The sequence below is a fragment of the Undibacterium sp. Ji42W genome, from assembly GCF_049340405.1.
In the GTDB taxonomy this organism is placed as follows: Bacteria; Pseudomonadota; Gammaproteobacteria; order Burkholderiales; family Burkholderiaceae_D; genus Undibacterium.
Map to the genome: position 1 here is coordinate 592,109 of NZ_JBMPOV010000002.1, position 13,813 is coordinate 605,921.

At 51.7% G+C, this 13,813-nt stretch carries 9 protein-coding genes; 5 read left to right on the plus strand and 4 right to left on the minus strand.

All coding sequences use genetic code 11. The annotated features are described in order from the left end of the window. Positions 1-172 precede the first annotated feature (172 nt). A complete protein-coding gene (locus tag ACO0LG_RS05920; RefSeq protein ID WP_423024261.1) occupies positions 173-1,192 on the minus strand; it encodes a helix-turn-helix domain-containing protein in 1,020 nt (339 codons plus the stop codon). 129 nt (positions 1,193-1,321) lie between these two features. Here ACO0LG_RS05920 and ACO0LG_RS05925 point away from each other — a divergent pair, with 129 nt between their 5' ends. Further along, positions 1,322-2,917 (plus strand): GMC family oxidoreductase, encoded by a 1,596-nt coding sequence (locus tag ACO0LG_RS05925; protein WP_423024263.1) that lies wholly within the window; start codon positions 1,322-1,324, stop codon positions 2,915-2,917. A 14-nt stretch (positions 2,918-2,931) separates the two neighbouring features. Here ACO0LG_RS05925 and ACO0LG_RS05930 read toward each other — a convergent pair whose 3' ends face one another. Together ACO0LG_RS05930 and ACO0LG_RS05935 are read right to left on the minus strand one after the other, a co-directional pair. Next, the gene (locus tag ACO0LG_RS05930; RefSeq protein ID WP_423024265.1) at positions 2,932-4,494 is read right to left on the minus strand and encodes an amidase; all 1,563 of its coding nucleotides are present in this window, start codon (positions 4,492-4,494) and stop codon (positions 2,932-2,934) included. Between the two features lie 39 nt (positions 4,495-4,533). Continuing rightward, positions 4,534-4,917, minus strand: a complete 384-nt coding sequence (locus ACO0LG_RS05935; RefSeq protein WP_423024267.1) for a SirB2 family protein — start codon at positions 4,915-4,917, stop codon at positions 4,534-4,536. 146 nt (positions 4,918-5,063) lie between these two features. Here ACO0LG_RS05935 and ACO0LG_RS05940 point away from each other — a divergent pair, with 146 nt between their 5' ends. From ACO0LG_RS05940 to ACO0LG_RS05950, 3 genes are all read left to right on the plus strand, one after another. Beyond that, entirely contained in the window at positions 5,064-5,900 is an 837-nt protein-coding gene (locus tag ACO0LG_RS05940; protein ID WP_423024269.1) for a D-hexose-6-phosphate mutarotase, read from the plus strand. A 198-nt stretch (positions 5,901-6,098) separates the two neighbouring features. Continuing rightward, positions 6,099-8,855, plus strand: coding sequence for a M16 family metallopeptidase (locus ACO0LG_RS05945; protein WP_423024271.1), 2,757 nt, complete (start codon positions 6,099-6,101; stop codon positions 8,853-8,855). 67 nt (positions 8,856-8,922) lie between these two features. Then, positions 8,923-11,640: a M16 family metallopeptidase gene (locus ACO0LG_RS05950; protein WP_423024273.1), complete on the plus strand. Its 2,718-nt coding sequence runs from the start codon at positions 8,923-8,925 to the stop codon at positions 11,638-11,640. Positions 11,641-11,671: 31 nt separating this feature from the next. Here the strand turns inward: ACO0LG_RS05950 and ACO0LG_RS05955 are convergent, their stop codons facing one another. Further along, positions 11,672-12,325, minus strand: a complete 654-nt coding sequence (locus ACO0LG_RS05955; RefSeq protein WP_423024275.1) for a YcbK family protein — start codon at positions 12,323-12,325, stop codon at positions 11,672-11,674. Between the two features lie 194 nt (positions 12,326-12,519). Between ACO0LG_RS05955 and ACO0LG_RS05960 the strand changes: the two genes are divergently transcribed. After that, positions 12,520-13,719, plus strand: a complete 1,200-nt coding sequence (locus ACO0LG_RS05960; protein ID WP_423024276.1) for a GIN domain-containing protein — start codon at positions 12,520-12,522, stop codon at positions 13,717-13,719. Positions 13,720-13,813 lie beyond the last annotated feature (94 nt).

Sequence of the window (13,813 nt, forward strand, 5' to 3'; positions counted from 1 at the left end):
CGAGTCCAACGCAGTCCAGCACGCGTTATAAGGCAAACCCTCCGGGAACTGAGGATTTGGGCGCATTGCAGCGTTGCGCCCATTGCCAAGGCATAAGCCTTAGCTGCGGGTCACGCCTTGCACTGCATCCCAAATCGCCTTGTTCGCACTCATCCTATTTATACAATGAGTTCTAGAAAAAATTTTGCAGCCTGAATTCTGAAGGCGTCAGATTCACAGCCCGTTTGAATGCACGGCGAAAACTGCGGCTGTCTGCATAGTGTAATTGTGCGGCAATGTCGTCGAGGCTCATGTCGGTGTTACGTAAATAATGCCTGGCTTTTTCCATACGCAGGCTTTCTGCGATCTGGAAATAAGAGCAGCCTTCACGCGCCAGCAGGCGATGCAGGGAACGCTCGCTGATACCCAGTGCACTCGCCAGTTCCGGCACACTACGGTAGTCACATTGCAGGCTGACCAGTTTGTGCAGGAGGCTTTGCCTGCCTGTCAGGCCGACTGCGGCCAGCTCTGCATCACAGCGCATTTTACTGTTGGCGGCGAGATCGGGATCGGGATTGATCAATACGGTATTGAGTGCGCTGTTATTGACGATGACGCGGCTGACATCGGCACCGTAAACGACGGGACATCCAAAAAAAGCTTCGGCAACAGAACGGCTGGCTTGCCGATTACCACGCAATTCTACTTTTTCGATTTGCAGGACAGCACCGCACAAAGCACGGCTAACATTGATGGCGGTTGCCAGGTGGTCTGCATCCAGGAAATCCTGTAACTCGCCATCATCAAACAGGGGGCGGGCCGTCAATACCGATGTGTGTTCGCCAGACTCCAGTTGCAATTGCACCATGGCACCGGCGATCAACTGGTACTCCAGACCAAAATGCATGGCCTCTGCCAATGTGGCCTGGGCCAGCATGCCGCTCGCCATCGCACCAAGTGCAGGCAGAGATTTACGCGCACCGGACAATATCCCCAGGTCTGCGCCGCCATGATGCCGTGCCTGCAACAAACTCTCCCTGGCTTGTGCATAGCTGATACGTACATCTACCAGCGGGCGGCCTTCTGCATTCAGGCCCAGTGCCGGGAACATGTCGTGCAAATGCCAGTCACGCTCACGGCCTATCGCCAGCAGACCCGAAAACGGGTGAGCCGGAAATACGGCATCCTGTACTGAGAGCACTTTGTTGTTCATCTACGCATTCGCTGCAAACTGGCAGGATTTGTCCTTACGTTCTGGAGTCTGAAGATTTAATATCCTAAGCTACACCGGAACATCAAATTCGGCAATACTGTAAAAAACTAAAAATATTAAAGAGACAATATGACAACTACACCCGACTACATCGTCGTCGGCGGCGGTTCCGGCGCTTGCGTCGTGGCTAGCCGCCTGACGGAAGACCCGAATCTGCATGTGACCATACTGGAATCCGGTGGCAAGGGGGATAGCTGGGTAGTCAATACCCCGGCGGGCGTAGTAGCCATGTTACCGACCAAACTGAATAACTGGGCTTTTGAAACCGTGCCACAACCCGGCCTGAATGGCAGGCGTGGTTATCAGCCGCGTGGCAAGATGCTGGGTGGCTCGTCGGGCATCAATGCCATGGTGTATATCCGTGGCCATAAGCAGGATTATGATCATTGGGCAGCGCTCGGCAACACAGGCTGGTCTTTTGATGAAGTCTTGCCCTACTTTAAGAAGTCGGAAAACAATGAAACTCATGGCGGCCACTATCATGGTCAGTCCGGCCCCCTGCATGTCAGTGAATTGCGTAGCGACAATCCTTATCAGCAAATCTATCTGGAAGCGGCTCGCCAGGCTGGCTTTAGTATCAATACCGACTTCAATGGTGAAGAGCAGGAAGGCGTGGGCATCTACCAGGTCACCCAGCACAATGGTGAACGCTGGACAGCAGCCCGTGGCTACCTGCATCCGCATATGGGCAAACGCAATAATCTGCAAGTGGAAACCGGCTGTCATGTGACGCGCATACTGTTTGAAGGCAAGCGTGCCGTTGGTGTGGAATACCGGCAGGGCGGACAGACCAAGACCCTGAAGGCAGGTAAGGAAGTCTTATTGGCAGCAGGCGCCTTCCAGACCCCGCAATTGCTGATGCTGTCTGGCGTAGGTGATAGCAAGGCCTTGCAAGCGCTGGGAATACCGGTGGTACATGACCTGCCCGGCGTGGGTCAGAATTTGCAGGATCATCCTGACTTCGTCTTCAAATACCGCGCCAAAAGCCTGGACTTGCTCGGTGTATCCGCTGGTGGCAGCCTGCGCATGGTGAGGGAATTCCGGCGCTATCAAAGCCAGCGGCGCGGCTTGCTGACTTCAAACGGGGCTGAAGGTGGCGGTTTTCTAAAGACTGATCCCAGTCTGAGCGCACCTGACATACAACTGCATTTTGTGCTCGCCATGCTGGACGACCATGCACGCAAATTGCATCTGGGTCATGGTTATTCCTGTCATATGTGCTTGCTACGCCCGAAGAGCATAGGTGAAGTGACACTGGCCAGCAAAGACCCTATGGCTGCGCCTCTGATCAACCCGCGCTTTCTGGAGCACCCGGATGATATAGAAAGCATGGTCAAAGGTTTCAAACTCACGCGCAAACTGATGGATGCGCCAGCGCTGGTGGCAGCCCGCACCAGTGACTTCCAGACGGCGAATATACATAGCGATGATGAGATACGTGCAGTCCTGCGCCAGACCAGCGATACCGTGTATCACCCCATAGGTACCTGCAAGATGGGCGTGGATGCGATGGCCGTGGTTGACCCGCAATTACGCGTGCATGGCATGACCGGTTTGCGGATCGTCGATGCGTCCATCATGCCCACCCTGATCGGTGGCAATACCAATGCGCCTACCATGATGATAGGGGAAAAGGCGGCGGACATGATCAGCACTGCCTTGTAGTCAAAACAAGCTGGCTATTTGACTTCCGCCGTTGCTGTGGTTGCCAGGCTGGGTCCAGGCAGGGCTGGTCTGGCCTGCTCAAATGCATAACCCATGTTGAGCAATTTTGCCTCTGACCAGGCACCGGCAAACAGTGACAAGCCAACTGGCAACCCCCTGACCTGGCCCATGGGCACGGTCAGGTGCGGGTAACCGGCTATTGCTGCCGGGCTGCTGGAACTGCCTTCGAGCACATCGCCTGCCTTATAGTCGATGAGCCAGGCGGTGCCTGTCGTTGGCGTAATCAGGGCATCAAGTTTGTATTTCTTGAGCACGGCATCGATACCCTGCTTGCCTGCCCGCAGTTTGATGCGGGCGCTGGCCTGGCGATAGGCGGCATCGCTGAGCTTGCCTTTGGCTTGCGCCTGCTCCATCAATTCCTGCGCAAAGTAGGGCATGACGGTGTCTGCATGTTGCTTGTTGAAGGCGATTACGTCTGCCATGGTACGGGTTTTGACTGTGGCTGGCGTCTTGGCCAGATAAGCATTCAGGTCTGTCTTGAATTCATACAACAAGACCGTCAATTCATCTTTGTCCAGCTCTTCCAGATAAGGCAGGTCTATCTGGTCAACAACTGTGGCGCCTTGCGCAATCAGGATAGCCAGGCTGTGGTCGAACAGTATTTTGGTCGCTGTATCATAACCATCCACCAGCTTGCGTACTATGCCCAGCCGCTTGCCTTGCAGGGCGGTGGTTTGCAAGCCTGCCGTATAGTCTTTGCTGCGGTGGCGGTTGGCTGTGCGGGTAGCCGGGTCTTGTGCATCGCTGCCAGCCATGACATTCAATAACATGGCGGCATCGCGTACATTCAGGGTCATGGGGCCAGCCGTATCCTGACTATGGCTAAGCGGGACGATGCCTGTACGGCTGACCAGGCCTACGGTGGGCTTCAAACCTACTAGCCCATTCACCGATGCCGGACAGACGATGGAACCATCGGTTTCTGTACCTATGGCAGCAGGGATCAAACGCGCAGCCACGGCAGCGCCTGAACCAGAGCTGGAGCCACAGGGGCTGCGCTCAGGTGCATAGGGGTTGCGGGTTTGTCCACCCGCACTACTCCAGCCACTGGTGGACTGGGATGAGCGCAGGTTCGCCCATTCACTGAGATTGGCCTTGCCGAGGATAATGGCACCGGCAGCGCGCAAGCGGGCGACCACGGGCGCATCCTGTACTGCCAGGTTATCTGCCAATGCCAGTGAACCAGCGGTGGTCACCATGCCGCGGGCGGCGATATTGTCTTTCAACAGCAAGGGCAAACCCGCCAGTCTGCCACGCGGTGTTTTTTGCTGATCCACTGCCAAAGCTTCAGCCCTGGCTTGAGGATTACGCGTGGTCACCGCCTGTATGACCTGGTTATACATTTGTATGCGCGCATCATAGCTATCAAAGATTTGCTGTGCCGTGGTTTTACCAGTCTGCAAATCTTGCGCCAGTTCATGCAGGGTCTCGCTGGCAAAGACCTGCTGACCATATAACAAGGGCAGGGCAGCAAGCAGGCTGAGACGGAACTTTGGTTTGCAAAAATAGATGTTCATGAAAAATATCTCTTAAAAATATCTCTACTCTGTATTTGATCAGAATGGTATGACTTGCTTGCTCAGGGCAACACTGATGATATACGTAAAAACCAGGATGGCAGCGATGAAAGCAGCAGTGCGTATGGCTGGCGTCTTGCCGCGTTTCAAGGCTACTGTGCCAAGGACGATATACAGTATCAGGGCAAATAATTTCGCGGTCAGCCAGTTTTGCTGGAAGGGATATTGCCCGCTCAATACTGCCAGTGTCAATGCACTGGCCAGTAAGAGTGTGTCTATGAGATGCGGCAACACTTTTACCCAGAGCTGGCCCAGCATCGCAGAACCACGCATTTTCCAGATGCCACGTAACAGGAACAGGCTGCCACTCAAACCCACACAAGTCAGGTGCAGGTGTTTAACGGCGAGATAGCTGATGGGCATGGCTTTTACTTCCGTGACATTTTTGTGTCTGTCATACTAACCGAAAGCCAGCTTTTTTTGTCGCGGTGCATGAGATCGAACGCATACCATTTGCGCAACTTTCCATTACACTGATACATATCAATATTTACTGAAAGAAAGCCTGCATGAATTTCCTCAATCTCACATCCCAAGACGGTGCCACTGCAAAAATTGCCAGCCAGGGCGCGCATCTGTGTTCCTGGATACCTGCGGGCGGGGTTGAGCAATTATTCATGAGCCAGACCTCGGCCTTTCAGGATGGTATCGCCATCCGTGGTGGTGTGCCGGTGGTGTTCCCGCAGTTTTCCAACCAAGGTACTTTACCCAAGCATGGTTTTGCCCGCACTTCTGAATGGAAGCTCTTGCAGTCTGACTTGCTGGAAAGCGGTGCGGCCCAGGCCATCTATGAACTCAAAGAAAACATTGCCCGCCTGACTATCTGGCCTTATGTCTTTCGCGCAGAACTGCGCGTCAGCATACTCGGCAATAGCTTGCAAATCGTGCTGGAGATACTCAATACTGGCGACACCAATTTCAGCTTCAGCACAGCCCTGCACACTTATCTGGCGGTGCAGGATATTGCAGATGTCAGCCTGTATGGCCTGCAGGGTCTGCATTACCTCGATACCGTTACAGGGGCAGATCATTGTCTGGAAGCGGAGCCCAGCCTGCGCATCAGTGGTGAAACCGACCGCATCTATGGCCAGGTCCCGGCCCAGTTGGAATTGCGCCAGCCACAACAAAGCACTCTCATACGCAGCAGCGGTTTTGCCGATGCCGTGATCTGGAACCCCGGTGCAGGCGCGGCCAAGATCAATGACCTGCATGCTGGTGGTGAAAACAATATGCTGTGCGTGGAGGCAGCGACGATATTACGCCCCATCATGCTGGCACCCGGTGCTAGCTGGAGTGGCAGCCAAACGCTGGAAGTGAAGTCCGCGCACAAACCGGCACACAATTGACAAATGACTATATTTAACACATAGTTACAATTGAAATGGCCCACAGCCCCTACAGCCATTTAGTGCCGTTCGGCAAATGTCGTCTATCTTTATTACAAAATAGCTGCAACTTTAACTATTTTCATAAATCATATCCGTCAGGTGTAATCTGCCCGGCGGATTTATTATTTTTGTACCCTGACATCATAGAAGGATTTTATGCAACAACTACGCTCTGGCATGCAGCTTACTCTCAAACCCGTCTTGCGCGCTCTGGTACTGGGCGGTGCTATTCTGTTTACCGCACCCGTCACCCTGGCAGACACCCTGCCCAGAGGCGTCAGCCAGGTGACCAGCGTTGAGGGAATCACGGAATACCGTCTGTCCAATGGCCTGCGCGTGTTGCTGATGCCAGATGCATCCAAGCCTACCGTCACGGTGAATGTCACTTACCTGGTTGGCTCACGCCATGAAAACTATGGCGAAACCGGCATGGCGCATTTGCTGGAACATCTGATGTTCAAGGGCACACCGACCAATCCTAAAATCACTGAAGATTTCAATAAACGTGGCATGCGCATCAATGGCACCACCTCGCTGGACCGCACCAATTATTTTGAACTGTTCCAGGCCAGTGATGAAAACCTGAAATGGGCGCTGGAGATGGAAGCTGACCGCATGGTCAATTCCAATATCGCCAGAAAAGACCTCGACACCGAGATGACGGTGGTGCGCAATGAATATGAACGTGGTGAAAACTCACCCGGCGCAGTACTCATGAAACGCCTGCAAAGCGTGGCCTTTGACTGGCATAACTATGGCAATTCAACCATAGGCAACCGCAGCGATATAGAAAACGTCAAGATAGAAAACCTGCAAGGTTTTTATCGTAACTATTACCAGCCAGACAATGCAGTGCTGCTGGTAGCCGGTAAATTCGAAGCTGAAAAAGCCTTGCAATGGATTAATGCCTCCTTTGGCAAGATCGCAAAACCAACACGTAGCCTGCCACAGTTCTGGACCACAGAACCAACGCAGGATGGTGAACGCAGCTTTGTCGTGCGCCGCAAGGGTGATGTGCAGATGGTCATGATTGCCTATAAGGTACCGGCTGGCTTGCACCATGACCGTGATGCACTGAACTATGCAGGCAGCATACTGGCTAGTGCACCGCATGGCCGCTTGCATAAACAACTGGTGGAAAGTGGCAAACTGGTACAAGTGTTTTCAAGCAGCCTGGGACAAGTTGAACCCGGTCTCACCATCATTGGTGCGGTCGTCAAGAAAGGTGAATCTGTCGATGCAGCGAGAGATGCGCTGCTGGCAGGCATAGAAGACTTCAAGAAAAATCCACCCACCAAGGAAGAACTGGAACGTCTGAAACGCGACAATGCCAACTACTATGAAAAGCTGCTGAATAACCATGAATCCATCGGTGTCAGCATGTCTGAATATATCGCCATGGGTGACTGGCGCTATTTGTTCAAGGACAGGGATGATGCAGACAAAGTCAGCTCTGAAGAAGTCACTGCCGCGGTGAAAAAATATCTGGTGCGTGACAACCGTACCGTTGGCACCTTCATTCCAGAAGACAATCCACAACGCGCTGACATACCTGCCGCACCAAGCATTGCTGAAGTAATGAAAGACTTCAAACCGAAGGCAGCAACCCTGACTGGCGAAGTGTTTGACCCGTCGCCAGCGAACATCGACAAGCGCACACAAGTCAGCAATATCGGCAATCTGCAAGTGGCGCTGTTGCCTAAAAAAACGCGTGGTGAAACGGTGAATGTGTCACTGAATTTGCACTGGGGTGATGAAAAAACCCTGTTCGGCAAATCCACAGTCATGGGCTTTACTGGCGGCTTGCTGAGCACAGGTACCAGCAAATATTCACGCGCGCAGTTGGCAGATGAAATGTCCAAGCTGAAAATGAGCGGCGGCCTGTATTCATTCCAGACCACTAAAGCCAATTTGCCAGCAGCACTGGAACTAGTGGCGCATGTCTTGAAGGAAGCCAATTTCCCGGAAAGCGAATTCAAGCAATTGAAAGAAAGAGCCTTGGTCAACACAGAAGCGTCACGTAATGAACCATCTGCCGTTGCCAGCCGTGCGATGGCACAGCATTTCAATACCTATCCAAAAGGCGATGTACGTGCCTCCATGACACTGGATGAAACACTGGAAGCCATACGTAATGCCAAGCTTGAAGATATCAAGGCTTTCCATAAGGATTTCTATGGCGTATCCAAAGGTGAATTGTCCATCGTCGGTGACTTTGATGTGGATAGCACCAAACAGACCGTCGCCAAAGTATTTGATGGCTGGACCAGCAAGTCCCCTTACACCCGCCTGGTCAGCAAACGCGAAGACATTCCGGCAGTACGCAAGACATTCAACACACCAGACAAGGAAAACGGCGTTTACTCCAGCCGCATGAATTTGAGCTTGCGTGAAGATGATGCGGACTTCCCTGCGCTGCGTGTGGCTAATTATATTTTTGGTGGTGGCGCCGGTATGAATTCACGCGTGATGGAGCGCATACGTCAAAAAGACGGCCTGTCTTATGGCGGCGGCTCCAGCCTGACTGCAGGTGAAATCGACCCGGTAGGTAGTTTCAGCATCAGCGCCACGGCAGCACCGCAGAATCTGGAAAAACTGGAAATCGCCGTCAGGGAAGAACTGACACGCGCCCTCAAGGAAGGCTTCACAGCCGACGAGTTAGCCAAGGCTAAGTCCGGGCTCTTGCAACAGCGAGTACAAGGACGCAGCAGCGATGGTGCGGTCGCCAGCGGCTGGAATAGTAATCTGTACCTGAAACGCACATGGCAATGGTCACAAGCCATGGATGACAAGATACAGGCACTGACGGTAGAGCAGGTGAACGATGCCTTCCGCCGTTATATAGATCCAGCCAAAATGAGTGTCTTTATTGCTGCGGATGAAGCCAAGGCCAAGGCAGTTGTGGCGAAATAAATTATTGTTTGTCATCAAACCGGAAATCCTGGATTTCCGGTTTTTTATTGCCCGTTTATTAGTTATCATGCCCAACATCAAAACCCCGGTTGTAGCGATTGCCATTGCCATGCACCTGCTGTGTACCAACAGCCACACACAGGCGGCAACGGCCTTGCCAACAACTGTAGAGAAATTGAGTACCGTCGAAGGTATCAGTGAATATCGTTTGCCAAATGGGTTGAAAATCTTGTTGATACCTGATAACTCCAAACCCACGGCAACAGTCAGCATGATTTATCAGGTGGGTTCAAAGCATGAAAGTGCAGGGCAAACAGGATATGCCCATTTGCTGGAACATATGATGTGCAAGGGTAGCAAGAACTACCCGCAAATCCTGCAGCAATTGCTCAACCGTGGCATGAAATCGAATGCATTTACGTTTCAGGACTACACCTTGTATTACGCCACATTCGAAGCCAGTGAGAATGAACTCAACTGGGTCTTGAGTATGGAAGCAGACCGCATGCAAAATGCTCAGGTATTAAAGTCTGAGCTTGATACAGAAATGACGGTAGTACGCAATGAACTGGAACTGCGGGAAAACAATTCTTACGACATGCTGTTCAAGCGTGTACAGGCTGTTGCCTTTGACTGGCACGGCTATGGTCATAGCACGATAGGCGAAAAGAGCGATATAGAAAACGTTAATATTGACCAGCTCAAGCAGTTTTATCACACGTATTATCGCCCGGACAATGCGGTACTGGTAGTCGCCGGAAAATTTGATGCCGATGCAGTCTTGCCTGTCATTTCCCGCCAGTTTGGCAGTATCGCAGCACCCAGATCTGCCCTGCCTAAAATAATCACGGTTGAACCAGCCCAGCAAGGCGAGCGACAGGTTTTTGTCAGAAAAAAATCGAAAGAAAACCGCATGATGCTGGCTTATCACAAGCCCTCATTATTGCACCCTGACTATGCTGCTTTGAAGATGGCAGGAGCCATCCTGTCCTCTGGCCGCGAACTGCGCAATCAAACCGGTGACGTTTTTCTTAGTAATATCAGGCCAGGATTCAATATGGCCGGCAATGTAGAAAATGGCCTGGCCGTATTTTATAGCAATAGCTTCCCCTCCAAGGACATGGGAGAAGGGCCGCAAGAGCTGACCAAGGCAGTCGAAACTTTTGGTCAGCATTCTCTGAGTCAGCAAGAGCTGGACTTGTTCAAAAATGCGTATGTGAATAACTTCGTCAGCACCATGAATAATCCACAAACCTTGAGCCTGCGCTTGTCTGATTATATTGCCGCGGGTGACTGGCGCTTGCTGTTTGTGGAAAAAAAACGTGTTGCCAGCCTGACGGCAACACAGGTACAGGATGCGGCAAGACGCTATTTCGTCAAAGAAAACCGGACGGCTGGTATCTTATTGTCTGAGGATGAAAGTACGAACACCCAGATGCCTCAGTCGCCATCGCTTGCAGAGGTCATGAAAGACTTTTCGTATGTCGATCAATATGCCGCAGTTGCTGAATTCGATCGCACGATCAGCAACATCGAGAAAAATACGCAAAGACTAAAAATAGGACATATAGAAACCGCTTTGCTGAGCAAGCCCACACGGGGGCAGGCAGTCGAGGTAGATCTGTTGCTGCACTGGGGCGATGAAAAGACACTGTTCAACAAGCGCTGGGTAGAATTCATGACGATGCAGGGTTTATTGAATGGCACAAGTCGCTATGGCAAGGAAACCCTGCAAGCTGAACGTCAAAACGCACAAATACGGGGTGGCGTGACCAGATTCACCACCGACCGCAGCCATTTGAAACAGGCCTTGCAATTGATGGTGGAAAACCTGAAACAGCCTAGCTTTGCCCAGGCATACAGTCAGCTTGGCGAGTTCAAACAGGAATGGCAGAAATTACGTGCTGATCCCCAGCAATTGATACAGGATGAACTGGCCAGGCACTTTAATGCCTATCCTGCTGGCGACATGCGTGCCCATGAAACTTCAGAACAAGTGGTTGCCGCTCTTGGCGCCATCAAGCCGACTGACTTGATTGATTTCCACAAGAACTTTTATGGTGCCAGCAGTGGACATCTGGCCATCATTGGCGATTTTGATGTGGAAGAAGTCAAGGCTGTACTCAACCAGGAATTCAGTGGCTGGGAAAGTAAGTCTCCTTATGCAGAAATCCACAAAACTTATGTGGGGCGTCCGTCCTTGCAAAAATTCATCGATACGCCTGGCAAAGAGAATGGTTTTTTCCTTGCCCAGCTAAATTTGCCGGTAGGCATCAAGGATGAAGATTTTATCGCCTTGCAAGTCATCGATCACCTGATCGGTGGTAATACCTTTGGGTCCAGACTGGGGCAACGCGTGCGCGTCAAGGAAGGATGGAGTTATGGCATCCATTCAGATATTTCTCCATTTCAGACTGATTCTTGCAGCACTTGGGAAATCAAAGCCAGCGCTGCTTCAGCCAACATAAACAAACTCAAACAGGCCGTGCTGGAAGAATTGCGGCGGGTCGTCAGCCAAGGCTTTAGCCAGGATGAGTTAACCACGGCAAAAACAGGATTGCTGCAACAGTGGCAGCAATCCCGCAATAATGACAAGTCTTTGACCGAGCAATGGAATAGCGTCATGCATACGAATGAAGACTATTCCTGGTATGCCAGGAGAGAACAATCTGTGCAAAACCTGAGTCTGGAGCAATTGAACAAAGCTGCAAAAAAATATCTGCAACCTGAGCAATGGAGCATCGTTATGACTGGAGACGCTAGCAAAATCCCGAAAGACCTATAACAAGCCGGTATTCTGAGCCTGCCTGGCAGACTCAGCCTTTCCAGCTTCTTTGCAAACCAGTGTCCGTATGTATCCAGCCACCCTGGGCAGTCTGGCGATAATAAAAGCCGACGCCGCCCTGTCGGAAACTTTGTATCAGTTCACCCAGGATTTCTTCATGTAGTTGAGGGATACGGATGTCGGCGGCCTTGCCTTCCATATGCAGGGATTTGCGGGCTGCGGGCACGCCTTGCTCTATCAGGCGTGTGTTGGAAGCCTGGGTACGGTAGCCGGACAGAATTTCCAGCGGCTTGGTCATGCCAAAACGGGCGATATAGGCCTGGGTGGCCCACAGGGTTTCCAGCAGTTTGGGGTCTATGGCTGCGGTTTCCTTGCCATTAACGTCGCGCAGGAGGTGGCACAGTTGCTGGTAGGCGGATTCCAGCACTTCGCCGTCTTTCCAGTACAGTATCTTGCTACGCTCACCAGTGGCAGGGCGTATCAGGTCTATGGTGCGGGGTTTGACCCAGAATTCTATGTCCAGCGCCTGAGAGTCAAACAGGTCAGGCGGTGGAGTTGGTTGCGCATGTTTTTCAGTGACAGCGTTGGCAATATCAGCAGCATGCAGAATGGCATGCGGACCGGCTAATGCAGTGGTACCGAGCAAGAGCCCTTTTTTTAGTAATTGGCGGCGCGTCAATGTCATTCTGTGATTTTTGGGATAGATGAAATAAAAACCAGCTTAGTGTATATCGTCATGATAATCAAAGCATTACGCTTTATCCGGCAAATTTACGCTTGGTCACACAGAATTTGCATTCTGTCTTTTTGGCTTGTCATCCCCGCACAAAACAACATTACACTAGAAGCATCCAATAACTCTTATTACAAAACGATATCATGATCAAATCTTTAGGAAGTCTGGCGCTGTTGGCAGTCTTGCTCGGTGGCTGTGAAGTCAGGGTCAATGGCGATGCCATCAAGGGTAGTGGCAAACTGCTTACCCAGCAGCGTGCGGTGACTGAATTCAGTGCCATAGAAAATTCCGGCTTCTTTGATGTGATAGTCACGAATGGCTCAGCCCCGGCACTGGAAATCAGTGGCGACGACAATCTGGTGCCGGAAATTGAAACCGTGGTGGAAAACAAGGTTCTGATCATACGCAGCAAGCGTAAATCCTATAGCTTCACTTGGAATAACCGTCCCGGCACGATCAGGGTCACGGTCACTGGCCTGAACCGTATCAATAATAATGGCAGTGGTGATGTTGAGGTACGTGAGCTCCAGGCAGACAGCCTGGCGGTGAACCTGAATGGCTCTGGTGACCTAAAGATCACCGGCAAGGTGAATGCCCTGAAGTTGATGTCTAATGGCAGTGGCGACATGGATTTGCAACAACTGCAGACCGGCAAGGCTGAGGTCGAAATCCATGGTTCTGGTGATACGCATATGAATATTGTGAGCCAGTCACTGGATGCCAGCATCAACGGCAGTGGCGGCTTAAGTGTTGATAATTTGCAATCTGTTCCCGTCAAGCTGGTGCAGCATGGTTCTGCTGACGTAAAACTGGGAGGAACGATCAAGGCCCTGGAACTGGACATGTCTGGCTCCGGCGATATCCAGATCCAGGACATCAGGGCAGAACAGGCCAGCATACGCAGCAATGGCCCAGGTGAGCTAGACCTGAGTGGCGAGATTACTGTCCTGACCCTGACCAGCAGTGGCTCTGGCGATGTCAATGCAGATCATTTGAAAATCAGGGATTTACAGATCGTCAACAATGGCCCGTCGAACCAGAGTTACCGCGGCATTACAGGTGCATTCAAGCTGGAGAATTCTGGCTCTGGTGATTTTGACGTGGAATTGCAATCTGAAGCCGCGCTGGAAGTCCTGATGCATGGCCCAGGTGAAACCCGCCTGAAAGGCACAGCCAAAAGCCTGAGTGCCAAACTGACTGGCAGTGGTGACCTGCATGCCCGCGATTTATTGCTCGACAGTGCCAGTATCAAGGTGACTGGGCCGGGTGAGGCAGAGGTTAATGTCAAGAAAGCGGGTGGTTCCCGCATTGTCAAGATCGACAGGAATGGCGTAGCAAATTAAACAAGTTCACCTGAGTTCAAAAGGGTTCATGTCTTGCATGAACCCTTTTTGCTTTTTTTTGGGGGAGCGCAACAATGGTTTGCCATATTTAACA

Bases quoted from the DNA above. Each gene is read 5' to 3' on its own strand.
- ACO0LG_RS05920 (WP_423024261.1), bottom strand. From the start codon at position 1,192: ATGAACAACAAAGTGCTCTCAGTACAGGATGCCGTATTTCCGGCTCAC.
- ACO0LG_RS05925 (WP_423024263.1), top strand. From the start codon at position 1,322: ATGACAACTACACCCGACTACATCGTCGTCGGCGGCGGTTCCGGCGCT.
- ACO0LG_RS05930 (WP_423024265.1), bottom strand. From the start codon at position 4,494: ATGAACATCTATTTTTGCAAACCAAAGTTCCGTCTCAGCCTGCTTGCT.
- ACO0LG_RS05935 (WP_423024267.1), bottom strand. From the start codon at position 4,917: ATGCCCATCAGCTATCTCGCCGTTAAACACCTGCACCTGACTTGTGTG.
- ACO0LG_RS05940 (WP_423024269.1), top strand. From the start codon at position 5,064: ATGAATTTCCTCAATCTCACATCCCAAGACGGTGCCACTGCAAAAATT.
- ACO0LG_RS05945 (WP_423024271.1), top strand. From the start codon at position 6,099: ATGCAACAACTACGCTCTGGCATGCAGCTTACTCTCAAACCCGTCTTG.
- ACO0LG_RS05950 (WP_423024273.1), top strand. From the start codon at position 8,923: ATGCCCAACATCAAAACCCCGGTTGTAGCGATTGCCATTGCCATGCAC.
- ACO0LG_RS05955 (WP_423024275.1), bottom strand. From the start codon at position 12,325: ATGACATTGACGCGCCGCCAATTACTAAAAAAAGGGCTCTTGCTCGGT.
- ACO0LG_RS05960 (WP_423024276.1), top strand. From the start codon at position 12,520: ATGATCAAATCTTTAGGAAGTCTGGCGCTGTTGGCAGTCTTGCTCGGT.